Source organism: Bradyrhizobium sp. BRP23 (assembly GCF_020194135.1).
In the GTDB taxonomy this organism is placed as follows: Bacteria; Pseudomonadota; Alphaproteobacteria; order Rhizobiales; family Xanthobacteraceae; genus Bradyrhizobium; species Bradyrhizobium yuanmingense.
In genome coordinates this window covers 1-22306 of record NZ_JADYVW010000020.1, presented here as the reverse complement: position 1 = coordinate 22306, position 22306 = coordinate 1, and the positions used below count along the sequence as shown (strand labels likewise).

The following is a 22306-nucleotide window of genomic DNA, read 5'->3' as shown; positions in this document are numbered from 1 at the left end:
CCGCTTTTGTTCCGACAAGGTTCTGCCCTCATTGCCCACCGAAACTTGGGGTTGTTCGGAGGGCGCATCATGTCTCGCATTGCAAGTGCCGAAACTGCCCGGATGTCGCTGGCGAGCTCGAGCCGGTTATTGCTCGCGGTCTTGGGCGCCGCATCGCTCGCTGCCTGCTCGCAATCGCCGGTCGGCCGTCAGAAAGCCGATCTCGCCGGAACGACCCGGCAAGCCGCGGTCGAGCGCCCGCACCGGGTGGCGGCGCTGCATCCACGCCCGATCAGCCGGGCGCGCGTCCCCGCCCGCGACGCAAAGCAAACCGCTTCGCACGGCATCGCCAGCTTCTATTCGGATACGCAGACCGCGAGTGGCGAGAAGTTCGACAGGAACGAATTGACCGCGGCGCATCCCACCCTGCCGTTCGGCACCAAGCTGCGCGTTACCGAGACCTCCTCCGGCCGTTTCGTTACGGTCAGGGTCAACGATCGCGGGCCCTTCGTGCGCGGACGCGTGGTCGACATCTCGCCGTCGGCCGCCGAGGCGCTCGGCATGGTCGACAAGGGCATTACCAATGTCAGGCTCGAAGTCGTGCAATAGGGCGCCACGCGTCGCGACCGTGCGGGCGCGCTTAACCGGCTGTTAGCGGCTTCTCAAGCACCATAGCTGTCCGCACAATTCGGGGCTTTGGGGGAGGCGACGCTTGAACACGATCCAGCATCTCGAAGATCAGGCTGCGCGCGCCGAGCGGCTCGCCAAACGGATCACGGATACGCTGACGATCGAAAAGCTGCTGACCTTCGCGGGCGAACGCCGCCGCGAGATCGAGGTCATCGCCGGCAAACGCCGCCGCAACTAATGCGCGATGCGATCAGGTTTGATTGCTACAAGGGAGGTGCACTCCCTCTCCCGCAAGCGCAGGGCTATCGGATATGACTTGTGGCGGCGGCCTGCGCGCACGCCTCGTCCTTCGAGACGGCGCTGACGCGCCTCCTCAGGATGAGGCTAATCAGCATCAGTGCTCGTTGAAACTGCTGCCGCGCACTCCGCCCTCATCCTGAGGAGCCCGCCCAAAGCGGGCGTCTCGAAGGATGGCCGCAGAGAAAAACTCCCAAATGCGATAGTCATTCCCGCAAGCAGGGAGGGAGCGCACCTCCGTCCTTTTCGGCAAGTGAGCTTCATTTCATCGCGCTTTGGGAATGGCTTTCGATGAAGTCGCTGAGATAATCGGGGAGCTCTATTCCATAGATGTCGCAGCGTGCGCGGATCTCGCCGGCGACGTCGCACGAGATATCCTTCATCCAGTGCTCGAGCGTGTTGAACGAGATCACCTTGATCGGGTCATTGAAGCAGCCGGCGACGAGCTCGCCGATCGTGGTGTCGAGATCGCTGCGCTCGATGCGGATTTCTGTCGCCTCGTCACGGCGATCAACCACCACGAACAGGGTCTGGTCCGCTCCGTAAGGCACGATCGGTGATGATACGCCGGCGTCAAACATCTCGAGGCGCTCACGTCATTGCTTTGATCCCTGACAACGGGAAGAACCGGAAGAAGGTTCCTGCTCGCACGCTTGTGAAGGGCGTCAGAGAAATTCTCTCAAGCGCGACAGCTCGAGGACGTGTTCGGGGGAGAGGATCTCGGTGACGAGCGGCGGCTGCGCTACGGTGCGGATCTCGTAGAGGTGCCGGGTCGTCGCCGGTTTCTGCATGAAAGCCGAGATGCAATCGTCGAGCGTGCCTTCGATGAGCTGGTAGGGCTCCCGGTCAGGCTGGCGCTGATTGGCAAGTGATGGCCATTTATGCAGCACCGCAAGCGCGCCGAAATTGACCTTTGAATCCCCGACCACGTCCCCCATCGCCCTGCCTCACGCAAAACACGACCCCAGCACACGTGCTCGCGTGCCGGGGCCGATACACCTATCGCTGCACTCAATGCCACAGACACCGAACGCGGCAGCCGGGAAAAGGTTCCCGGCCGCCTCGTGGCTGAATCAGCTCGCGGCGGCCGCGATCTCGTGCCGCGGGCTGGCGTGACCATCTCCTTGACCGTCACTGCTGCCGACCTTGGGCGGCAGTCCGGCGAAGCGCCGCAAGGCTTCCGCCATCTGCACCCGTCCCGACACGCCTGTGATCACCACGTCCACCATCGCAAAGGACGAGTGGAAGTGGCCGCGCGCCTTCAATTGCTCGACCGGCACGCCCGCTGCGGCCATTGCCTCGGCATAGGCGATGCCCTCGTCGCGCAGCGGATCGAACTCGCAGGTGACCACGAGGGCCGGCGGCAGGCCGGCAACCTTGCCGCGCAGCGGGGCGACCCGCGGGTCGGTGCGGTCCGCCGGCGAGCAATAGAGGTCCCAGAACCAGTACATCAGCGAGCGCGTCAAGAAGTAGGCGGTCCCATTTTCGTTGTAGGAGGGCCGATCGAAGCTGCAGTCGGTGACCGGGCAGACCAGAAGCTGGCCGGCGATGGCTGGCCCGCCGCGGTCGCGCGCGAGCTGGCAGGTGACGGCGGCGATGTTGCCGCCGGCGCTCCAGCCTGCAACCAGCACCGGGCCCGGTCTGCCGCCGAGCTCGGCGGCGTGCTCGGCGATCCAGCGCGTGGCCGCATAGCCGTCCTCGGCCGCGGTCGGGAAGCGATGCTCCGGTGCGTGGCGATAGCCGACGCTGACGAACATCATGCCGGTCCGCCGCACCATGTCGCGGCAGAACGGCTCGTCCGATTGCTCGTCGCCAAGCACCCAGCCGCCGCCGTGGAAATAGACCACGACCGGATGCGGTCCCGGCGTTGCCGGCTTGTAGACGCGGTAGGGCAACGCACCGTCGGCGACGGGCAGGGTGCCGTCGACGATCTCGCCGATCGGCCGCCCCGCAGGCCGGCCCTTGTTGAACTCGTTGACGAAGGCGCGGGCGCCGAGCGCGCCCATCGACTCGATCGGCGGCAGGTTGAGCGAGGCGAGCAGGTTCAGCACCAGCCGCACGTCCGGCTGCAGGCGCACCACCTCGCCGTCATTGCATTGGACGGCGCCATCGGGGCCGGTGAGCTTGAAGCCGAGCATGCCGCGGCTGACCACCTCATCGCAGATGCTGCGATAAGGGCCGACGCCGCCGGTATAGGGCATCAGCCCCTGCACCTTGCCGGGCACGTTGGCGCCGGTGTACCAGGTGTTGGCGAGCCGGTGCAGCGTCAGCATCGAGCAGTCGGCCATGTGCCTGTTCCAGCCGGCCTGCGCCGTCTCGGTCGGCTCGATCGTGGTGAAGCCGGCATCGCGCAGCGACGCAAGGCGATCGACCACCCAGTCGACATGCTGCTCGATAGACACCGCCATGTTCGACAGCACCGACGGGCTTCCGGGTCCGGTGATCATGAAGAAGTTCGGGAAGCCCTCGACCGTGAGGCCGAGATAGGTCTGCGGTCCCTGCGCCCAGACATCGGACAGCGACTTGCCACCGCGCCCGGTGATCGGATGCACGGCACGGATCGCGCCGGTCATGGCGTCGAAGCCGGTTGCGAAGACGATGACGTCGACGTCGAAGCTGCGGCCGTTCGTGGAAATGCCGCTCGCGGTGATCGCCTTGATCGGCTCCTTGCGCAGATTGACCAGCGTGACGTTCGGCCGGTTGTAGGTTGCGTAATAATTGGTCTCGAGGCAGGGGCGCTTTGCGCCGAAAGGATGGTCGTCCGGCATCAGCGCCGCGGCGGTCTCGGGATCCTTGACGGCGACGCGGATCTTCTCGCGGATCAGGTCCTGGACGATCTTGTTGCCGTCGACGTCTACGGCCTGGTCGGCCCAGAGCTGCGTCAGGATGTGGACGAGGTCGCCGGCCGCCCAGGCGCGCTCGAACCGCTCGCGACGCTCGGCATCGCTCAATTGCCAACTCACGACCGTCTGCTGCGGGTAGGGCACGCCGGCCATCGACTGCCGCGCCTGCTCGCGATAGGCCGCGCGGTCGCTCTGCAACAGGCTCATGCGGTCCGCGGGCGCAGGGCCGTTATGCGCCGGCAACGCGAAATTCGGTGTGCGCTGGAACACCGTCAGATGCGCAGCCTGCTCGGCGATCACAGGGATCGACTGGATCGCCGAGGAGCCCGTGCCGATCACGGCGACGCGTTTTCCGGTGAGATCGACGCCGTCATGCGGCCAGCGCCCGGTGAAATAGACCTCGCCCTTGAAGTCCTTGACGCCGTCGATCTCCGGCGGCTTTGGCGCGGAGAGGCAACCGGTCGCCATGATGTAATGGCGGCAGGAGACGGGTGGCCCATTGTCAGTGGTGATGAGCCAGCGCTCCGACGCTTCGTCCCATCTGGCTTCGGTGACCTTGGTCTTGAAACGGATATCGCGGCGCAGATCGTAGCGATCGGCGACGAAGCCGAGGTAACGCAGGATCTCGGGCTGGGTCGCGTATTTCTCCGACCAAGTCCAGGCGGTCTCGAGCTCCGGATCGAACGTGTAGCTGTAATCGATGGTCTGGATGTCGCAGCGCGCGCCCGGATAGCGGTTCCAATACCAGGTGCCGCCGACATCGCCGGCCTCGTCGAGCCCGACTGCCGAGAACCCCGTCTTGCGCAGGCGATGGAGAAGGTAGAGGCCGGCAAATCCGGCGCCGACCACGGCAACATCGACCTGCTGAGCGGTTCCGCGCCCATCGGAAGCACGTGTGGCAACCATTGCGTCAGGCATGGTATTCCTCCCGGATGTCTTGTTTTGGCGGCAGGCTATCGCCGCAGGCTCAGCTTGTCATTACAGCGAGTGCAATCTTAGGGTGGTCGTTTGCGGCGGCTTCGTGACCGCGCGAAGGTTGCGGCACCACACGCACCGCGATGCACCATGGCCGTGATCGCCCGGGGTAATCAGCCATCGTCCTTCTGTGTATGCTTGCGCTTACAAGCCACGCGTACCGCCCGGGCGTCATGACAGAGTTGAGTGAGCGAACCAGAGCGAACATGGACGTCGTCCTCGAGCAGACGTGCCGGCAACTGCCGCATGGCGGCGATCACGACAGCCGCAGGTTCATCGCCGAGCGCCTGATCGAGGCGGCACGGGCGGGCCACTCCACCCTGGGCGAGCTCGGCATCGTCGCGCGCCACGCGCTCGCGGAGCTGATTGGCAAAGGCGGTTAGGCTCAAGGCGCGCGAGGGTTGCCTCGCCGACGGCTTCGGACATAACCTGCCAAAACCCTTCATCGAGATCGTTGCGAAGATGCGGGCCCTGCTTGCATTCGTTGCGGCTATTGCAGTCCTGTGTGGCGCCGGCCCGGCCCTCGCCCAGTCGGTCGGGCAGTTTCCATTCGCGCTGACGCGTGAAGGGCAGATGCTCGGCGCCGTGGAAGGCGAGGTGGCCTCGTTCAAGGGGCTGGCTTACGCGGCGCCGCCGCTCGGCGCGCTGCGCTGGCAACCGCCGCAGCCGACGACCGAAAGCTCGGAGATGCGCACCGCCTACGAATACGGCGCGCCGTGCCTTCAGCCGGCGCTGCCGGCGGCGAGCGAGGATTGCCTGACGCTGAACGTGTTTCGTCCTTTCGGGGTCGACGGCCCGTTGCCGGTGATGGTGTTCATCCATGGCGGCGCGTTCGTCACGGGCACCGCGAACGATGCGCTGTTCGTTGGCGCCAAGCTGGCGCAGGCGGGCCTCATCGTGGTCACCGTGAATTATCGCCTCGGCGCGCTCGGCTGGCTCTCGCATCCCGCGCTGTCGGACGCCGGCTCCGGCAATTTCGGCCTGATGGACCAGATCGCCGCGCTGCACTGGGTGCACGACAATATCGCGGCGTTCGGCGGCGATCCTGATAACGTCACGTTGTTCGGCAGCGATGCAGGCGCGACATCGATTGCGCTGCTGATGCTGTCCGCGCAAGCGCGCAATCTGTTCCACAAGGCCATTCTGCAATCGGTGCCCGGCCGCGCGCGCCTGCGTTCGGCGGAAGAGGCGGAGGCCATCGGCCGGCTCTTCGTGGCCGCGCTTTCGCCGAAGACGGATCTGCGCGCGGTCGAGCCGCGGCGCCTGCTGGCCGCCGAGAAACAATTGCTGGAGACATCGCCGCACAGCTTTGCACCGATGATGGATGGACGTCTCGCGACCGAGGACCTCGCCGCGGGCTTTGCGGCCGGACGCCAGAGCCGCATTCCCCTGATCATCGGCTCGAACGAGGACGAGACCGGCCTGGAGAACGAGACCGCGATCAAGGGGGAGCTTGCGCCGCCGGGCGCGGGCGACGGCGAATTGCGCAAGCTCTATCCCGATCTCACCAGACCTTCGGATCTCGCGGCAAGAATCTACACCGACAAGGTCTTTTCCGAGCCGGTGCGGCTGCTGGCACGTCTGCACGCGGCAGGCGGCGCGCCGACCTTTCGCTACCGCTTCGCCTATGTGCCGGAGGCCAGGCGCGCCAATCCGGACGTCGGCCACGGGCGCGAGCTGCAGTTCATCTTCGGTACGGAAGGCGTGCCCGGTGCGGGCATCCTGTCGCGGCGCGACCGCGAGGTCGCAGGCCGCATGCGCGCCTATTGGATAAACTTCGCCCGAAGTGGCGATCCCAATGGTCCCGACCTACATGGTCCCGACCTGCCACGCTGGGACGCAGCCAGCGGCGATCGCCTGCTGCTGATCACGAACGACGGCATCGCGAGCGGCGACGATCCGATCGCGGATCGTCTCGACCGGCTCGCAAATGAGGGCAGGAGATGAAGCGGATTTAAGCCGCGAGCTCGACGCGCGGCGCCGGGCTGAGCCGGTCTTCCTCCAGATAATCCATCGCGCCGTCCTTCTCGACGGCATAGAACTGCTGGCCATCCCGCGACTTGAAGGCGGCGCGGACGACACCGCGGCGGCCCTTGTCACTGTTGACGACGTCCCCCAGCGCAAACTTCCTCATCGTACGTCTCACTTGTCTTCAGGCCGACTGCTTCGGCCCAGCGGGGATTCTGGGCGGCAAATCGTTAACGACTTGCTAACCATGCCGCTTTGCCTATGCTCATCGCCGATCGTGCGGACCGCTCGCACGTGCCTGTTGTCAACGAGACGAGCCGATGACGCGACTTCCGACCCTGTTCCTGTCGCATGGCGGCGGCCCCTGGCCCTTCATGGAGGACAGGCGGGTGCAATATGCCAAGACCGCCGAGGCGTTCGCGAACTTGCCGCAGCTTCTGCCCGAGAGGCCGAAGGCCGTGCTGGTCATCACCGGGCATTGGGAAGCCGACGCCTTCACGGTGTCGACCTCGCCGCATCCACCGATGGTCTACGATTATTACGGTTTCCCCGAGCATACCTACCACATCAAATATCCGGCGCCGGGCAAGCCCGAGCTTGCCGCGCAAGTGAAGGCGCTGCTCACGCATGCCGGCCTCGATTGCCGCGAAGATCCCGACCAGGGTTTCGATCACGGCACGTTCGTTCCGCTCGGGCTGATGTATCCGAATGCCGACATGCCGATCGTGCTGCTGTCGCTGAAGTCCAGCTATGACGCGGCCGAGCACGTCAAGGTGGGGCAGGCGATCGCATCCTTGCGCGACGAAGGCATCCTGATCGTCGGCAGCGGCCTGACCTATCACAACATGCGCGGCTTCAACCGTCCGGAGTCCAAGCCCGTCTCGTATGATTTCGAGGCCTATCTGAACGAGGCGATCAGCAACCCCGATGCGGCGCGCCGCAATGCCATGCTGGTCGATTGGGAGAATGCGCCGAGCGCACGCCTTGCACATCCGCGCGAGGACCATCTGCTGCCGCTGATGGTGGCGGCCGGTGCTGCGGGAAGCGACGTCGGACGGCGCGTCTTCGTCGACGAGGTCGCGCATGTGGCGATGGCCTCGTATGTGTTTGGATGAATTCTTCTACCCTCTCCCCTTGTGGGAGAGGGTGGATCGCCGCGAAGCGGCGAGACGGGTGAGGGGTCTCTCTCCGCCGGAATCTCGCGCAATGAACTCGTGGAGCGAACCCCTCATCCGGCGCTTCGCGCCACCTTCTCCCACAAGGGGAGAAGGAAGAGGAGCGTCGCAACTTCACCCGTATCTCAGCTTCATCACCAGGATGCCGCCGGCGAGCAGCATGGTGACGGCGTTCGAGGCGATCAGGGGGCCATCGCCCGAGAGCAGGCCGTAGATGAGCCAGAGCGCGAGGCCCAGCACCATCACCAGGAACATGCCGAGCGAGATATCGCCGGTGGAGCGGGTCTTCCATACCTTGATGGCTTGTGGCGCGTAAGCGACGGTGGTGCAGGTGGCGGCGGCAAAGCCGATCAGCTTGATCATGAGCGGGTCCATGCGCGCTCTATAGCATGGATTCGACGACGGTCACGCTTCGGGCGGCAGTCTGCGCGCGCCTCGTCCTTCGAGACGGCGCTTGCGCGCCTCCTTAGGATGAGGCTCAGCAGGACCGAACTTGTTGCCGCGTTCTCCGTCCTCATACTGAGGAGCCCGCTGGAGGCGGGCGTCTCGAAGGATAGGCTACGAAAGCCACTATCAAACGCGACCGGCTTGCAGACTCACGCGCGCGCCTCCATGAGGCTGCGGTACAGCGAGGCATAGTCGCCGGCGCGATTACGCCAGGAGACGTCGGTCGCAAGGCCGCTGCGTTGCAGGCGGCGCCAGGTCAGCTTGTCGTGGAAGGCGGTGTTGGCCTTGCGCAGCGTGCCGGCGAGGGCATCCGCCGTCACGGGGGCGAATTTGAAGCCGGTGGCATCGTGGCCGGACGCGTCGGCCTCGCCGATATCGACGATGGTGTCTTCGAGGCCGCCGACGCGCGAGACGATCGGCACGGCGCCATAGCGCAGCGCGCAGAGCTGGGTTAGGCCGCACGGCTCGAAGCGGGACGGCACGATCAGCGCGTCCGAGCCGGCCTGGATCAGGTGCGCCAGGATTTCGTCATAGCCGATCACGACGCCGATCCGGCTTGGATTGGCGCGGGCCGCGGCCTGGTAGCCATCCTGCAGATCGCGGTCGCCGCTGCCGAGCAGCGCGAGCTGCATGCCTTCCCGCAGGATGGTCGGGATGGCCTCCATCAGGAGATCGAGCCCCTTCTGCCACGACAGCCGGCTGATGACGCCGAGCAGCGGCGCTTCGTCCGAGGAATCGAGGTTGAACTGCTGCTGCAGCACCGCCTTGTTCGCGGCCCGGAAGGTCAGGTCTTCCGCGCCGAAGCGGTAGGCGATGTGGGGATCGGTTTGCGGATTCCAGACCTCGGTGTCGATGCCGTTGAGGATGCCGCTCAGCACGTTGGATCGTTCACGAAGCAGGCCGCCGAGGCCCATGCCGCCTTCGTCGCTCTGGATTTCCTTCGCGTAGGTCGGCGATACCGTGGTGATACGATCGGCAAGGCTCAAGCCGGCCTTCAAGAAGCTGATGCCGCCGAAATATTCCAGTTCGTTGACGTTGAAGGCATGCCAGGGCAGGCCGATCGATCCGATCAGCTCAGGGGCGAACTTGCCCTGGTAGGCCATGTTGTGGATGGTCATCACGGTGCCGGGCCGTGGACGATTGTCGTAGTGCAGATAGGCCGGCGCGAGCCCCGCCTGCCAATCGTGGGCGTGCACGACATCGGGCACGAAGGCCGGCACGAGGCCGTGGCCGATATCGGCCGCCACGCGCGACAGCGCGGCGAAGCGCACGCCGTTGTCTGCCCAGTCGACGCCGTCAGTGGTGACATAGGGGTTGCCTGGCCGCGCATAGAGATGCGGCACGTCCAGCACGAACAGATCGAGCCCGGCATGCGAGCCCGCCAGCAGCCGGCCGGGGCCGCCGAAATAATCCGGCCAGCGCCGCAGTTCCTCTGTGCCGGACAAAAGGCGCATCACGTCGGGATAGCCCGGCAGCAAGGTGCGCATCTCGACGCCATGGGCCTTCAGCGCAACCGGGAGCGCGCCGGCGACGTCTGCGAGGCCGCCGGTCTTGACGAGGGGATAGACTTCAGAGGCGACCGCGAGGACGCGAACAGGCGTCATGTATTGAGCCTGTCGATCATCGGCTGGGTGATCAGCGAGATGCCCTGCTCGGTGGTGCGGAAGCGCTTTCCGTCGAACTCGGGATCCTCGCCGACGACGAGCCCTTCCGGGATCTCGACGCCGCGGTCGATCACGACGTTCCTCAAGCGGGCGCCGCGGCCGACACTCACGTAAGGCATGATCACGGCATTCTCGACATTGGCGTAGGAGTTGATGCGCACGCCGGTGAACAGCAGCGAGCGGCGCAGCGACGCGCCGGAGATGATGCAGCCGCCGGAGACCAGCGAGCTCACCGCCTGGCCGCGCCGGCTCTCCTCGTCATGGACGAATTTCGCCGGCGGCGTGATCTCAGCATAGGACCAGATCGGCCAGGCGCGGTCGAACAGGTCGAGCTCGGGCACCACGTCGGTGAGGTCGATATTGGCGGCCCAATAGGCGTCGACCGTGCCGACGTCGCGCCAATAGGCGCGAGTGTCGCTGCCGGAGCGGACGCAGGAGGTCGAGTACTGGTGCGCCATCGCGCGGCCGTTCTTGACCAGGTAGGGAATGATGTCCTTGCCGAAATCGTGGTTCGAGTTCGGGTCCTCGGCATCGCGCTTGAGCTGATCGAACAGGAATTTCGCGTCGAACACGTAGATGCCCATGCTGGCGAGCGAGACGTCCGGCTTGCCCGGCATCGGCGGCGGATCCTTCGGCTTCTCCAGGAACTCCTGGATCCAGCCGTTCTCGTCGATATGCATGATGCCGAAACCGGAAGATTCGGTCCGCGGCATTTCCAGGCAGCCGACGGTGACGTCGGCGCCGCTCTCGACGTGCTGGCGCAGCATCACCTCGTAGTCCATTTTGTAGATGTGGTCTCCGGCCAGCACGACGATGAAGCGGCAGGCGTGGGATTCGATGATGTCGATGTTCTGGTACACCGCGTCCGCCGTGCCGACATACCACATGCTCTCGGAGACGCGCTGGCTGGCGGGCAGGATGTCAAAACTCTCGTTGCGTTCGGGGCGGAAGAAGTTCCAGCCCATCTGAAGGTGCCGGATCAGGCTGTGCGCTTTGTATTGGGTCGCCACCGCGATACGGCGGATGCCGGAGTTCACCGCGTTCGACAGCGCGAAATCGATGATGCGGGACTTTCCGCCGAAATAGACCGCCGGCTTGGCGCGGCGGTCGGTCAGCTCCAGCAGGCGGCTGCCGCGTCCTCCGGCCAGGACAAACGCCAGCGCCTGACGGGCAAGCGGCTCGGGTCTCGCGGCACTCATGTGATCCTCCCACAACTCTGGCGCTCGCGAGAAGCCTCCCGGCCGCGCACATTGGAACCGATAGTAATGGCACGAATAGTAAATCGTGAAGGTGGTTGTTGGTTGCGAATGCACGGGAAGCTTAATGCCTTGCCGGGGTGATCGGGCCTCAGCCACCGTCGCGCGGCTGTCACAGGCGATGACGTCGCCGGGCACCGGTTGATCAGAACGGAGGCAAGCGTCTTGTGCGGTGCACGCAAACTCCAGGCTTTGAAATTCAACGCTTTGACTTGGCGCAAGGATGTCCGATCATGACGCTGCGATCCTTTTTCCAAGCGAAAGGTCAGACAGGGAGTAGGACGATGAGGATCTGGAAGACGGCGATTGCCTGTTCATTGGCCGGGGTGGTCATGGTGGCCCAGATCGGGCAGGCCACGGCGGCCCCGATGCCGACCAACGTTGCGACGATGAAGGCTGCGGCCGGTGACAATGTCACACCGGTGCATTGGCGCGGCAGCGGCTGGGGCTTTGCCCTGGGCGGTCTCGCAGCCGGCGCGCTCATCGGCGGCGCCATCGCCGCGGGGTCTCCTTACGGCTACGGCTATTATGGCCGGCCCTATTATGGCGGCTACGGCTATGGATATCCGGGCTACGGCTATGGTTACGCCCCCGCCTATTACGGCGGCTACGGCTACGCACCGGTCTATCCGCGATATTATCGGCCGTACCGTCCGTATTACAGCTATGGCTATTACCGGCCGTACCGGGTTTATCACCGCCCGTTTGGTGTCTACCGTCCCTACTACCGCGGCTACTGGTGAGACCGCGCGGCTAGAATGACAGCCACACGATCAGGCTCATGCATGCAACATGCATGAGCAGGATCGCGGCGAGATGCAATGGGCCTGGCCTGAGGCGAAGCCTGCGCATTCGGCGGCCCTTTGCCATGTTGGATTTTCCTGTGGCCGTGAACATGGTGCTCTCCCTCCCCCGCTTGCGGGGGAGGGTCGGGGAGAGGCTGTTTCCGCGAGCGCGAACCCCCCAGAGGAGAAAGCCCTCACCCGGCGCGTTGCGCCGACCTCTCCCGCAAGCGGGAGAGGTAAAGCGGGCACCGCGGCTCCGTTCGAAGGTCATATCGTTTAGTTCGATCCCGCGGCCGCAGCCGTGAAGCTGCGGTCGACGGCTTTGCTGACGTCGAGCTTCTTCGGCAGGATGCCGTAGCGCGTCGCGCGGTCGGAGGCTTCCTGCACCTCCTTGACCACGTTCTCGTCGATCACGATCGGGCCGGTGCGCTGCGCGGTGTAGGCCGACAGCAGCACGTCCTCGGGCAGCTTGGTCAATTCGGCCGTGTTCTTGGCGTATTCGGCGACATGGTCCAGCGACCACAGTCGCGCCTTGTTCAAGCGCTGCACCAGATCCTGCACCGCCGCGCGCTTGGTGGCGATGGCGTTGTCGGAGGCGACGATGAAGGTGATGGTCGGCGTCAGCCCTTCGCCGTTGGCGATGACGCGAGCCTTGTCCTTCAACGTCGCGAACGAGACGTAGGGCTCCCACACCGCCCAGGCGTCGATAGAGCCGGCGAGCAGCGCGATCTTGGCATCGACCGGGCCGAGCGGCGCGAAGGTCGCATCCTCCAGCTTGATCGCTGCCTTCTCCAGTGTCGCATCGATCAGGAACTGGCCCCAGCCGCCGCGTGTGCCGGCGAGCCGCTTGCCCTTGAGGTCGGCCGCCGATTTGATCGGCGAATCCTGACGCACCAGGATAGCCTGCGTCTTCGCATCCGAGCGCGTGCCGCCGATCGCCTTGATCGGCGCGCCCGCGGCATAGACCGAGAGGAACGAGAGATCGCCGGTGTAGCCGACGTCGAGCGCGCCGGCATTGAGCGCTTCGAGGATCGGCGCGGCCGCGGGGAATTCCGACCATTCGATTCTGTAAGGCAGGTCCTTCGCATAGCCGGAGATTTCGAGCAGCGAGCGATTGCCGCCCTTCTGGTCGCCGACGCGCAGCACGACAATGTCGGCGGCGAGCGATGCGGCAGCGGTCGATAGCGTGATGGCGGCGGCGAGCAGCGAGGTGGCGAGCCGGCGTGTGATGGAATGGTCGTGAGAGTTGATGCTCATTGGATCCGTCTTGTTGCGTTGCTCACGATGCGTGAGCGAACGGTGCAGCGAGACGATCAAGTCTATGAGCGCGCGGTGCGCCGTCAATGAAATGGCCAACCGTATTGTGCGTGCTTCAGGCAATGACGTTTCAGCGGGCCGGCGCTTTCGAGAATGCGCAGCGTGCGCGGCAGACGCTGCACAGGGATGCAGCAGGCGATGGAGTCGCGGTTGACCCTGCGTGCCTATGCATCTGCGAAAATCCTTTCATCGCTTGCCCATTCGCGGATGGAGAGAATGTCTTCCCTTCGCGCAACATTCGAAAATCCATTTCATTGACGATGCCGCGAACGCGCCGCATGATTTGCGCATCGCATCAACACGGCGCGCCAAGCGCCGACGGAACAATTTTCTCTTAGACGCAGCTCCGCACGGAACATGCGCAACGCGACCCGTTGCGTACACGGCGGAGCCGTGCCAGCGCAGGAGCCAGGCCGATGAACAACGATAACCAGCGCAGCGGGTCGAAACTCGACCGGCGCCACCTGCTTCAGGCAGGGCTTGCGGCGGCCTTCGCAGCGCCGCTCGGCGCGCTGGGTGCGCAGGCCTTCGCACCGCGCGCCATCGCGCCGGGTGTCGACTTCCCCGAGTTTCCGCTGTGCCGCACGGCCTCTGACGCACCCGCGCTCACTGGCGCGCCGCGCAAGCTGAAGCTGTCGTGGAATGCCGGCGCCGTCTGCCTCGCGCCGGTGCCGGTCGCGATCGAGCACGGCTTCTTCAAGAAGCATAATCTCGACGTCGAGCTCGTCAACTATTCCGGCTCGACCGACCAGCTGCTCGAGGCCATCGCGACAGGCAAAAGCGATGCCGGTCTCGGCATGGCACTGCGCTGGCTGAAGCCGCTGGAGCAGGGTTTTGACGTCAAGATCGCCGCGGGCACCCATGGCGGCTGCATGCGGGTGCTGTCGCGCACCGATTCCGGCGTCTCGAAGCTGACCGACCTCAAGGGCAAGATCGTCGCGGTCGGCGATCTCGCCGGTCCCGACAAGAACTTCTTCTCGATCCAATTGGCCAAACTCGGCATCGATCCGGTGAAGGACGTCGACTGGCGCGCCTATCCCGGCAATCTGCTCAACGTTGCCGTGGAGAAGGGCGAGGTGCAGGCGTTCCTGTCGTCCGATCCGCTCGCCTATCTCTGGCTCAAGGACACACAGTACAAGGAGGTCGCCTCAAATCTCGATGGGGAGTACCGCGAGAAGAGCTGCTGCATCCTCGGCCTGCGCGGCTCGCTCGTGCGCGAAGAGCCTCAAGTCGCGCGCGCCATCACCCAGGCGCTGCTCGATGCTGCGATGTTCACCGCGCAGAATGCGACGCTCGCGGCGAAATCGTTCCAGCCCTATGCGCCGAAGGCGGCGACGCTCGCCGATATCGAGGGCATGGTGCGCTACCACACCCACCATCATCATCCCGTCGGCGAGATCTTGAAGCGCGAGCTCAAGGCCTACGCCGACGACCTCAAGAGCGTGCAGGTCTTCAAGCAGAGCACCGACACCGCCAAATTCGCGGAGCGCATCTATGTCGACGTATTCGCTGTCTGACGGCCTTGCCTCGGGCGCGCCGCGCACCTCGCGCGTGCCGCTGCTGGCGAGCTGGATCCGGGAGTCCGGCGCCGGCGTTCTCGCCAGCGTCGCCTGGATCGCCCTCGGCCTGTCCTGCCTGTGGTGGCAGGATGTCGGCGATTGGTCGCGCACGCATTCACTCGGCATCGCCGCCTTCATCATCGCGGCGCTCGCGCTGTTCGGCACCGTCGGGGCCGACTATCTGGGATCGGCAGGACAGGCGCTGCACAAGCGCGCGCCATGGCTGGTCGCGCTCGGGGTGTTCCTGACGGTGTGGGAGGTCGCGACGGCAAAATTCGCCTGGCTGCCGCTGCCGTTCTTCCCGCCGCCGCAGGCGATCATCGAGGTCTATACCGACGATCTGCCGAAGCTGCTCGACAGCGTCCTTGCCTCGATCAAGCTCCAGCTCGGCGGCTATCTGATCGGCGCCACGATTGGCTTTCTAACCGGCGTCTCGATCGGCTGGTCGCGCGCGGTCGGATATTGGGTGCATCCGGTGCTGCGCTTCATCGGCCCACTGCCGGCGACCGCCTGGCTGCCGATCGCCTTCTTCACCTTTCCGTCGAGCTGGAGCGCCTCGACCTTCCTGATCGCGCTGGCAACGGGCTTCCCGGTTACCGTGCTGACCTGGTCGGGCGTCGCGAGCGTCAGCAACGCCTATTACGACGTCGCGCGCACGCTGGGGGCAAAGCCTTCGTTCCTGGTGCTGAAGGTCGCGATCCCGGCCGCGTTGCCGCACGTCTTCGTCGGCCTGTTCATGGGGCTCGGCTCGTCCTTTGCCGTGCTCGTCGTCGCCGAGATGATCGGCGTTAAGGCCGGGCTCGGCTGGTACCTGCAATGGGCGCAGGGCTGGGCCGCCTACGCCAACATGTATGCAGCGCTGATCGTGATGTCGCTGCTCTGCTCCGGCGCGATCACGCTGCTGTTTGCGATCCGCGATCGCCTCCTGGTCTGGCAGAAGGGGACCGTCAAATGGTAGCCACAGCTCTCGCCGAAGCGGTCACGCATCCGGCCACCGGCGCCGCGCTCGATATCGAGCAGGTCAGCCACGCCTTCGACATCGACGGGACCGAGCTGCCGGTGCTGAGCGACGTCAGCATCTCGGTCGAGCCCGGCGAGTTCGTCGCGCTGCTCGGCCCGTCCGGCTGCGGCAAGTCGACCTTGCTGCGGCTGATCGCCGGCCTCGACAAGCCGAAGGCGGGAAGGCTGCGGGAGGACGAGGAGCGCATCAGGAACCCGCATCCCTCGCGCGTCGTCGTGTTCCAGGATCCGACCCTGTTTCCCTGGCGGTCGGTCTGGGACAATGTCGCCCTGGGCCTTGAGGCCCAGGGCATTTTGAGGAGCCAGCGCCAGCGCGTCGATGACGCGCTTGACCTCGTCGGGCTTTCGCCGTTCCGCAACGCCTATCCGCACCAGCTCTCCGGCGGCATGGCGCAGCGCGTCGCGCTGGCGCGGGCGCTGGTCAACGATCCCAAGATCCTGATCCTGGATGAGCCCCTGGGGAAACTGGACTCGCTGACCCGCATCACCATGCAGGCCGAGCTCGTCGCGCTCTGGCAGCGCAAGGGGTTCACCACACTGCTGGTGACGCATGATGCGGAGGAGGCGCTGGTGCTCGCCAACCGCGTCATCGTGTTCAGCGATCGTCCCGCGCGGGTGAAGGCCGATATCCGCGTCGATCGTCCGTATCCGCGCCATCGCGGCGATCCGTATTTGGCTGAGCTGCGCCGCCAGATCCTCGGGCTGTTGGGGCTGGACGCCACATGGTGACCTCCATAGCCAAGGGCCGCACGGCTCACAGCGAGCCCGACTACATCGCCCGCGCCGCGACGCTTGCCACAAGCTTTGCGGCGCGCGCGGCCGAGCACGACCGGCTCGGCAGCTTTCCCTTCGAGAATTTTCGCGAGCTCTCGGAGGCAGGCTTGCTGTCTCTGACGGTGCCGGCGGTTCATGGCGGCGCCGGTGCCGGCGCGCGCTATGCCGCGCGCGTGCTCGGCATTCTCGGCAAGGCCGATCCGTCGACCGCGCTGGTGCTGTCGATGCACTACATCAATCATCTCGTGATGGCGCGCAGTCCGAACTGGCCGGCGCGACTGTCGCGCAAGCTCGCGCGCGAAAGTGTTGAGGGCATCGCCCTTATCAATGCCCTGCGCGTGGAGCCGGAGCTCGGCTCGCCTGCGCGTGGAGGGTTGCCGGCGACGATCGCGCGGCGCACCGAAACCGGCTGGCGCCTCTCCGGCCACAAGATCTACTCGACGGGATCGCCGATCCTGAAATGGTACCTGGTCTGGGCGCGCACCGACGAGGCGGAGCCGCGCGTCGGCCAGTTCCTGGTGCCGGCGGGCCTGCCGGGCACGCGCATCGTCCAGACCTGGGACCATCACGGCCTGCGCGCCAGCGGCAGCCACGACGTCATCTTCGACGACGTCGTGGTCCCGCTCGACGCCGAGGTCGATTTGCGCAAGCCGGCGGACTGGCGCACGCTCGACGTTACGCAGCAGACTGTGCACACCGTCTTCATCGCCGCGATCTACGACGGCGTTGCCCGCGCCGCGCGCGACTGGCTGATCAATTTCCTGAAGCAGCGCGTGCCTGCCAGCCTCGGCGCGCCGCTGGCGACCTTAGCCCGCGCGCAGGAGATCGTCGGGGCCATCGAGGCGCGGCTTGCGGTCAACGCACGTTTGATCGACACGGCTGCCCGCGACTTCGACGATGGCGTCGATCTCTCTGCCGGTGAATCCAACGTCATCAAGCTGACCGTGACCAACAACGCCGTTGCCGTCGTCGAGGACGCGCTGTCGTTGACCGGTAACCACGGGCTCAGCCGCGCCAATCCGCTGGAGCGGCATTATCGCGACGTGCTGTGCGGCCGCGTGCACACGCCGCAGGATGATTCCACGCGCATCGGCCTCGGCCGCCTCGCACTCGGCCTCTAGGGATCAACAGGGAGACGATCATGTCGATCGAGTTCATCGGCTTCATCAGCAACAACAATTCGTCCGAGACCATCGTCCGGGAAGGACCGGTGCTCAATCCGACCCATATCGAGACGGTGGCGAAGGCGCATGAGAATGCCGGCTTCGACCGCGCGCTGCTGGCGTTTCATTCGACCTCGCCCGATGCGCTCCAGGTCGCCCAGCACGTACTCAATCACACCGAGAGGCTCAACGTGCTCATCGCGCAGCGGCCCGGCTTTACCGCCCCGACATTGCTGGCGCGGCAGTTCGCCGTGCTCGACCAGTTTTCCCGCGGCCGCGTCGCGCTCCATGTCATCACCGGCGGCAACGCCACCGAACTGCGGCAAGACGGCAACACGCTCGACGACAAGGACGAGCGCTATGCCCGCACCTCTGAATTCCTCGACGTGCTCAAGCTGCAATGGAGCAGCGACAAGCCGTTCAGCTACAAGGGCAGGTACTACCAGGTCGAGAACGCCTTCTCGCAGGTGAAGCCGTATCGCCCCGAAGGCATCCGCGTCTATTTCGGCGGCGCCTCGGATGCGGCGATCGACGTCGCTGGCAAGCATGCCGACACCTTTGCGCTGTGGGGCGAATCCTACGCGCAGGTGCGCGATATCACCTCGCGCGTGCACAACGCCGCGGTGCGGCAGGGGCGGCCGACGCCGCGCTTCAGCCTGTCGGTGCGGCCGATCATTGCACCGACCGAGAAGCAGGCCTGGGAGAAGGCGGAGGAAATTCTCGCGCGCGCCACCGCGCTCCAGGACAAGACCGGCTATCGCAAGCCCGCTGACGGGCATGCCACCGCCGGCGCACGGCGCCTGCTCGCGCTTGCCGATCAGGGCAGCCGCATCGACAAGCGGCTCTGGACCGAGATCGCAAAGCTGACCGGCGCCAACAGCAACACCACGGCACTGGTCGGCACGCCCGAGCAGGTTGCGGAGGTCTTCGGTGACTATTACGATCTCGGCATCAGCCATTTCCTAATCCGCGGCTTCGATCCGCTGATCGATAGCATCGAATACGGCCGGGAGCTGATCCCGCTGACACGCGAGCTGGTCGCCAAGCGCCAGGCCGTTCGCGGCGAGGCCGCAGAATGATCCGCCTCATGTTGGCCGGCGCGCTGCTGTTCGCTTCGTTCGAAGTCGCAGCTGCGCAAACCACGCTCCGTGTCGGGGACCAGAAGGGCAATGCGCAGGCCGTGATGGAAGCGGCCGGCGTGCTCAAGGATGTGCCCTACAAGATCGAGTGGAGGGAGTTTCCGGCGGCCGCGCCGCTTCTGGAAGCGCTCAGCGCCGGCGCGATCGAGACCGGCCTCGTTGGCGATGCGCCCTTCACCTTCGCCGCCGCGTCGGGCGCGCCGGTGAAGGCGATCGCTGCTATCCGGCAGACGCGCGAGGGGCTCGCCATCCTCGTGCCCGAGAATTCGCCGATCAAGAGCTTTGCCGATCTCCGGGGTAAGAAGATCGCGACCGGCCGCGGCTCGATCGGCCATCAGCTGATCCTTGCTGCGCTGGAGAAGAACGGCTGGAGCGCGAACGACGTCCAGATCGCGTTCCTGGCGCCGTCCGACGCCAAGATCGCCTACACGCAAGGCTCGGTCGATGCATGGTCGACCTGGGAGCCGTATGTGAGCCAGGAGGAGGTGCTGTTCAAGTCGCGGCGCGTCATCACCTCGGAAGGGCTGACGCCGGGGCTGAGCTTCCAGGTAGCGCGGCCCGACGCGATCAGGGACAAGCGCGCCGAGCTGACCGATTTCATCCGCCGCCTCACCGCGGCGCGGGCCTGGTCGCTAAACAATATCGACAGCTATGCCGCGACCTGGGGCAGGTTGATGAACATCCCCACCGCCGTGCCGCAGAACTGGCTGTCACGCGCCAAGATCAGGATCGCGCCGATCGATGACGGCGTGGTCAAAGACGAGCAGGCGACGATCGACCTCTATTTCCGCTGGGGCCTGATCAAGCAGAAGCTGGATGCCGCGGAGATCGTCGATCGCTCGTTCACGGACGCGATCGCGAAGGTGGGGTTGTAGCCTTTACGCAACTCTCGTGTCCCGGACGCGCTGCAGCGTGAAACGCTGCTGCGCTGAGCCGGCCCCATGGCGCACCGATTGCGTTTGGTTAGATGGGCCCCGGCTCAGCAGCGCACCACTTCGTGATGCGCTGCGTCCGGGGCACGAGACCTCTCAAGCGCTCAAGCATCCGTGAAGCAGGAAGACAACTTCCAACTTGATCGCGTTCCTCGAAACAATCCTCCTGCCCATAGCGCTCGCGACAACACCCTTATTGCTATTTGCACCGCAGCTCTTGCGGCACGGCGCACTCCCGCAAAGATCAATCCGACGACCACATCGGGAGACCGGCCATGGGCCTGCAAGAAACAAGAATCGAATCGCTTCCCTTCGTCACTGCCGAACTCAACTATCTCGCACCGATCGACGGCAAGCCCCGTACCTACGCGTTCGATCCGCCGCCGGGTGAGCCCAAGAGCACTTCGCTGCCGGAGCCGCACAAGGTGCCGATCTTCGATGCGCGGCTGATCGCGCAGAACTTCTCGCTGGATCGAGAGGGTTTTGCGTTGGTGCGTCACCCGACGCAGGTGAAGGACTTCTACAACGAGGACGAGGTGAGGGCGGTCTATTATCCCGCCGTGGAAGCCTTTCTGCGCGCGACGCTGAAGGCCGACCGTGTCGTCATCTTCGACCACACTGTGCGCAAGCGTGTCGCGGGCGCGCCTGATATGCGCGACGGCGGCCCGCGTCAGCCGGCCACGCGCGTCCATGTCGACCAGACCATCGCGTCCGGCACCAACCGCGTCCGCGAGCATCTGCCTGATGAAGCCGACGAGCTGCTGAAGGGGCGCGTGCAGGTGATCAATCTGTGGCGGCCGATCCGCGGTCCCTTGCGGGATTCACCGCTCGCCATGGCCGACGGCACCACGGTCAAGCCGGAAGACCTCGTCGCTTCCGACCTGATCTATCCCAACCGCCGCGGCGAGACCTATTCGGTGAAATACAATCCGAACCACCGCTGGTTCTATTTCCCGGAGATGACGCCGGATGAGGCGCTGCTGCTGAAGTGCTACGATTCCGCAACCGACGGCCGGACCCGTTTCGGGCCGCATACCGCATTCGTCGATCCGACCACGCCGGCCGATGCTGCGCCCCGCGAGAGCATCGAAGTCCGCACGCTGGTGTTCCACCGGCAGTAACAACGTGTGATGGCCCTGCCGGGTCCATGCATCATGGGCGCGGGCGTCGTTCAGGTCTCGGTGGATTAGGCGTCCGAGCGCGCTATAGTGCCGCCCAATGCAAAGGGGGCGCTATGACAAGGATCAGGGTAGGACTCGTCGGCTGCGGCTTCGTGTCGGAGCTGCACATGTATGCGTTCCGGCGCGTCTATGGCGTTGACGTCGAGGTCGCGGCGGTTGCTTCCCGCGGCGACAAGGTTGTCGCGTTTGCCGGGCATCACAATATCCCGCGTGTTTACCGCAGCTTCGCCGAGCTGATCGCCGACCGCGATCTCGACGTCGTCGACATCTGCACCCCGCCCAATCTTCACGCCGAGATGATCGTCGCCGCCATGCAGTCCGGCAAGCACGTCATCTGCGAAAAGCCGTTCGCCGGCTATTTCGGCCGCGAAGGCGATCAGCAGCCGATCGGCAAGCACGTGCCGAAGGCGCTGATGTATGAACGCGTGATCGAAGAGATGGACAGGACGCGGGCCGCGATCGAGCGCACGGGCAAGCTCTTCATGTATGCCGAGGACTGGATCTACGCGCCGGCCGTAACCAAGACCGCCGAGATCATCAAGGCGACCAAGGACAAGATTCTGTTCATGAAGGGCGAGGAGAGCCATTCCGGCTCGCACGCCGCGCATGCCGCGCAATGGGCGATGACCGGCGGCGGCTCGCTGATCCGCATGGGCTGCCATCCCCTCTCGGCCGTGCTGTATCTGAAGCAGGTCGAAGCCAAGGCGCGCGGCGAGCGCATCCATGTGGCCAGCGTCACCGGCGATGTCGGCAACGTCACCGCCGGGCTCAAGCCGGAGGAGCGCAGCTACATCAAGGCCAATCCCGTCGATGTCGAGGACTGGGGCACGCTCACCGCCACTTTCTCGGACGGCACCAAGGCGACGGTGTTCTCCGGCGACATGATCATGGGCGGCGTGCGCAATCTGATCGAGACCTATACGAGCGGCGGCTCGCTGTTTGCCAACATCACGCCCAACAATCATCTGATGAGCTATCAGACCAGCGAGGAGAAGCTCGCTTCCGTCTACATCACCGAGAAGGTCGACCGCAAAACCGGCTGGCAATATGTCTGCCTCGAGGAGGAATGGACGCGCGGCTATTTGCAGGAGATCCAGGACTTCATGGAATGCGTCGCGACGGGCCGCCAGCCGCTGTCGGACCTCGCGCTGGCCTATGAGACGATCAAGGTGAACTACGCAGGATATTGGGCGGCGGAGGAG

At 65.2% G+C, this 22306-nt stretch carries 22 protein-coding genes; 14 read left to right on the top strand and 8 right to left on the bottom strand.

Annotation, left to right across the window (positions count from 1 at the left end; all coding sequences use genetic code 11):
* The first annotated feature begins 69 nt into the window (after positions 1-69).
* Together I6F24_RS33590 and I6F24_RS33585 are read left to right on the top strand one after the other, a co-directional pair.
* Positions 70-588 carry a septal ring lytic transglycosylase RlpA family protein gene (locus tag I6F24_RS33590; RefSeq protein ID WP_036025042.1) on the top strand — a complete coding sequence of 173 codons (519 nt, stop codon included), beginning with the start codon at positions 70-72 and terminating at the stop codon, positions 586-588.
* Between the two features lie 103 nt (positions 589-691).
* Positions 692-847 (top strand): hypothetical protein, encoded by a 156-nt coding sequence (locus tag I6F24_RS33585; protein ID WP_167361678.1) that lies wholly within the window; start codon positions 692-694, stop codon positions 845-847.
* A gap of 319 nt (positions 848-1166) precedes the next feature.
* On the opposite strand, the gene I6F24_RS33580 is transcribed toward I6F24_RS33585, so the two are convergent.
* The 3 genes from I6F24_RS33580 to I6F24_RS33570 form a co-directional block, all read right to left on the bottom strand.
* Positions 1167-1487 (bottom strand): hypothetical protein, encoded by a 321-nt coding sequence (locus I6F24_RS33580; protein ID WP_036006679.1) that lies wholly within the window; start codon positions 1485-1487, stop codon positions 1167-1169.
* 84 nt (positions 1488-1571) lie between these two features.
* Positions 1572-1844, bottom strand: coding sequence for a hypothetical protein (locus tag I6F24_RS33575; protein ID WP_036006682.1), 273 nt, complete (start codon positions 1842-1844; stop codon positions 1572-1574).
* A gap of 135 nt (positions 1845-1979) precedes the next feature.
* Entirely contained in the window at positions 1980-4667 is a 2688-nt protein-coding gene (locus I6F24_RS33570; protein WP_036025030.1) for an alpha/beta hydrolase fold domain-containing protein, read from the bottom strand.
* 191 nt (positions 4668-4858) lie between these two features.
* Between I6F24_RS33570 and I6F24_RS33565 the strand changes: the two genes are divergently transcribed.
* Together I6F24_RS33565 and I6F24_RS33560 are read left to right on the top strand one after the other, a co-directional pair.
* Positions 4859-5107, top strand: a complete 249-nt coding sequence (locus I6F24_RS33565; protein WP_036025032.1) for a hypothetical protein — start codon at positions 4859-4861, stop codon at positions 5105-5107.
* Positions 5108-5186: 79 nt separating this feature from the next.
* A complete protein-coding gene (locus I6F24_RS33560; RefSeq protein ID WP_036025044.1) occupies positions 5187-6671 on the top strand; it encodes a carboxylesterase family protein in 1485 nt (494 codons plus the stop codon).
* Positions 6672-6678: 7 nt separating this feature from the next.
* On the opposite strand, the gene I6F24_RS33555 is transcribed toward I6F24_RS33560, so the two are convergent.
* Positions 6679-6858: a hypothetical protein gene (locus tag I6F24_RS33555; RefSeq protein WP_036006694.1), complete on the bottom strand. Its 180-nt coding sequence runs from the start codon at positions 6856-6858 to the stop codon at positions 6679-6681.
* Between the two features lie 154 nt (positions 6859-7012).
* Between I6F24_RS33555 and I6F24_RS33550 the strand changes: the two genes are divergently transcribed.
* Positions 7013-7807, top strand: a complete 795-nt coding sequence (locus I6F24_RS33550) for a class III extradiol ring-cleavage dioxygenase (protein WP_036006697.1) — start codon at positions 7013-7015, stop codon at positions 7805-7807.
* Between the two features lie 174 nt (positions 7808-7981).
* Here the strand turns inward: I6F24_RS33550 and I6F24_RS33545 are convergent, their stop codons facing one another.
* From I6F24_RS33545 to glgC, 3 genes are all read right to left on the bottom strand, one after another.
* Positions 7982-8242 carry a SemiSWEET transporter gene (locus tag I6F24_RS33545; protein ID WP_025037992.1) on the bottom strand — a complete coding sequence of 87 codons (261 nt, stop codon included), beginning with the start codon at positions 8240-8242 and terminating at the stop codon, positions 7982-7984.
* Between the two features lie 221 nt (positions 8243-8463).
* Positions 8464-9918 carry a glycogen synthase GlgA gene (gene glgA, locus I6F24_RS33540; RefSeq protein ID WP_036025034.1) on the bottom strand — a complete coding sequence of 485 codons (1455 nt, stop codon included), beginning with the start codon at positions 9916-9918 and terminating at the stop codon, positions 8464-8466.
* Positions 9915-11177 (bottom strand): glucose-1-phosphate adenylyltransferase, encoded by a 1263-nt coding sequence (gene glgC / locus I6F24_RS33535; RefSeq protein WP_036006706.1) that lies wholly within the window; start codon positions 11175-11177, stop codon positions 9915-9917. Before glgC ends, glgA begins: the two co-directional genes overlap by 4 nt.
* 341 nt (positions 11178-11518) lie before the next feature.
* On the opposite strand from glgC, the gene I6F24_RS33530 reads away from it, so the two are divergent.
* Complete coding sequence (locus tag I6F24_RS33530) at positions 11519-11977, top strand: hypothetical protein (protein ID WP_036006709.1); 459 nt, start codon at positions 11519-11521, stop codon at positions 11975-11977.
* A 318-nt stretch (positions 11978-12295) separates the two neighbouring features.
* Here I6F24_RS33530 and I6F24_RS33525 read toward each other — a convergent pair whose 3' ends face one another.
* Positions 12296-13276, bottom strand: coding sequence for an ABC transporter substrate-binding protein (locus I6F24_RS33525; protein WP_225150316.1), 981 nt, complete (start codon positions 13274-13276; stop codon positions 12296-12298).
* Positions 13277-13752: 476 nt separating this feature from the next.
* Between I6F24_RS33525 and I6F24_RS33520 the strand changes: the two genes are divergently transcribed.
* From I6F24_RS33520 to I6F24_RS33485, 8 genes are all read left to right on the top strand, one after another.
* Complete coding sequence (locus tag I6F24_RS33520) at positions 13753-14853, top strand: ABC transporter substrate-binding protein (protein ID WP_036006711.1); 1101 nt, start codon at positions 13753-13755, stop codon at positions 14851-14853.
* Entirely contained in the window at positions 14831-15853 is a 1023-nt protein-coding gene (locus tag I6F24_RS33515; RefSeq protein WP_109144911.1) for an ABC transporter permease subunit, read from the top strand. Before I6F24_RS33520 ends, I6F24_RS33515 begins: the two co-directional genes overlap by 23 nt.
* The gene (locus tag I6F24_RS33510; protein WP_109144910.1) at positions 15847-16644 is read left to right on the top strand and encodes an ABC transporter ATP-binding protein; all 798 of its coding nucleotides are present in this window, start codon (positions 15847-15849) and stop codon (positions 16642-16644) included. The genes I6F24_RS33515 and I6F24_RS33510 overlap by 7 nt, the downstream gene beginning before the upstream one ends.
* Positions 16638-17810: an acyl-CoA dehydrogenase family protein gene (locus I6F24_RS33505; protein WP_074448139.1), complete on the top strand. Its 1173-nt coding sequence runs from the start codon at positions 16638-16640 to the stop codon at positions 17808-17810. The genes I6F24_RS33510 and I6F24_RS33505 overlap by 7 nt, the downstream gene beginning before the upstream one ends.
* A 20-nt stretch (positions 17811-17830) precedes the next feature.
* Positions 17831-18931, top strand: coding sequence for an LLM class flavin-dependent oxidoreductase (locus I6F24_RS33500; RefSeq protein WP_225141634.1), 1101 nt, complete (start codon positions 17831-17833; stop codon positions 18929-18931).
* Complete coding sequence (locus I6F24_RS33495) at positions 18928-19866, top strand: ABC transporter substrate-binding protein (RefSeq protein ID WP_036006740.1); 939 nt, start codon at positions 18928-18930, stop codon at positions 19864-19866. Before I6F24_RS33500 ends, I6F24_RS33495 begins: the two co-directional genes overlap by 4 nt.
* A 332-nt stretch (positions 19867-20198) precedes the next feature.
* Positions 20199-21044, top strand: a complete 846-nt coding sequence (locus I6F24_RS33490; RefSeq protein ID WP_225150318.1) for a CmcJ/NvfI family oxidoreductase — start codon at positions 20199-20201, stop codon at positions 21042-21044.
* Between the two features lie 113 nt (positions 21045-21157).
* Positions 21158-22306: Gfo/Idh/MocA family oxidoreductase (locus I6F24_RS33485; RefSeq protein WP_225156567.1), on the top strand; the 1149-nt coding region annotated here is incomplete at its 3' end.

What these genes read in the sequence shown, in the direction of transcription:
- I6F24_RS33545 (WP_025037992.1), bottom strand. Translation starts at nt 8,242, where the DNA reads ATGGACCCGCTCATGATCAAGCTGATCGGCTTTGCCGCCGCCACCTGC.
- I6F24_RS33500 (WP_225141634.1), top strand. Translation starts at nt 17,831, where the DNA reads ATGTCGATCGAGTTCATCGGCTTCATCAGCAACAACAATTCGTCCGAG.
- I6F24_RS33515 (WP_109144911.1), top strand. Translation starts at nt 14,831, where the DNA reads ATGTCGACGTATTCGCTGTCTGACGGCCTTGCCTCGGGCGCGCCGCGC.
- I6F24_RS33575 (WP_036006682.1), bottom strand. Translation starts at nt 1,844, where the DNA reads ATGGGGGACGTGGTCGGGGATTCAAAGGTCAATTTCGGCGCGCTTGCG.
- I6F24_RS33525 (WP_225150316.1), bottom strand. Translation starts at nt 13,276, where the DNA reads ATGAGCATCAACTCTCACGACCATTCCATCACACGCCGGCTCGCCACC.
- I6F24_RS33570 (WP_036025030.1), bottom strand. Translation starts at nt 4,667, where the DNA reads ATGCCTGACGCAATGGTTGCCACACGTGCTTCCGATGGGCGCGGAACC.
- I6F24_RS33495 (WP_036006740.1), top strand. Translation starts at nt 18,928, where the DNA reads ATGATCCGCCTCATGTTGGCCGGCGCGCTGCTGTTCGCTTCGTTCGAA.
- glgC (WP_036006706.1), bottom strand. Translation starts at nt 11,177, where the DNA reads ATGAGTGCCGCGAGACCCGAGCCGCTTGCCCGTCAGGCGCTGGCGTTT.
- I6F24_RS33530 (WP_036006709.1), top strand. Translation starts at nt 11,519, where the DNA reads ATGAGGATCTGGAAGACGGCGATTGCCTGTTCATTGGCCGGGGTGGTC.
- I6F24_RS33520 (WP_036006711.1), top strand. Translation starts at nt 13,753, where the DNA reads ATGAACAACGATAACCAGCGCAGCGGGTCGAAACTCGACCGGCGCCAC.
- I6F24_RS33550 (WP_036006697.1), top strand. Translation starts at nt 7,013, where the DNA reads ATGACGCGACTTCCGACCCTGTTCCTGTCGCATGGCGGCGGCCCCTGG.
- I6F24_RS33565 (WP_036025032.1), top strand. Translation starts at nt 4,859, where the DNA reads ATGCTTGCGCTTACAAGCCACGCGTACCGCCCGGGCGTCATGACAGAG.
- I6F24_RS33505 (WP_074448139.1), top strand. Translation starts at nt 16,638, where the DNA reads ATGGTGACCTCCATAGCCAAGGGCCGCACGGCTCACAGCGAGCCCGAC.
- I6F24_RS33510 (WP_109144910.1), top strand. Translation starts at nt 15,847, where the DNA reads ATGGTAGCCACAGCTCTCGCCGAAGCGGTCACGCATCCGGCCACCGGC.
- I6F24_RS33560 (WP_036025044.1), top strand. Translation starts at nt 5,187, where the DNA reads ATGCGGGCCCTGCTTGCATTCGTTGCGGCTATTGCAGTCCTGTGTGGC.
- I6F24_RS33590 (WP_036025042.1), top strand. Translation starts at nt 70, where the DNA reads ATGTCTCGCATTGCAAGTGCCGAAACTGCCCGGATGTCGCTGGCGAGC.
- I6F24_RS33555 (WP_036006694.1), bottom strand. Translation starts at nt 6,858, where the DNA reads ATGAGGAAGTTTGCGCTGGGGGACGTCGTCAACAGTGACAAGGGCCGC.
- I6F24_RS33580 (WP_036006679.1), bottom strand. Translation starts at nt 1,487, where the DNA reads ATGTTTGACGCCGGCGTATCATCACCGATCGTGCCTTACGGAGCGGAC.
- glgA (WP_036025034.1), bottom strand. Translation starts at nt 9,918, where the DNA reads ATGACGCCTGTTCGCGTCCTCGCGGTCGCCTCTGAAGTCTATCCCCTC.
- I6F24_RS33490 (WP_225150318.1), top strand. Translation starts at nt 20,199, where the DNA reads ATGGGCCTGCAAGAAACAAGAATCGAATCGCTTCCCTTCGTCACTGCC.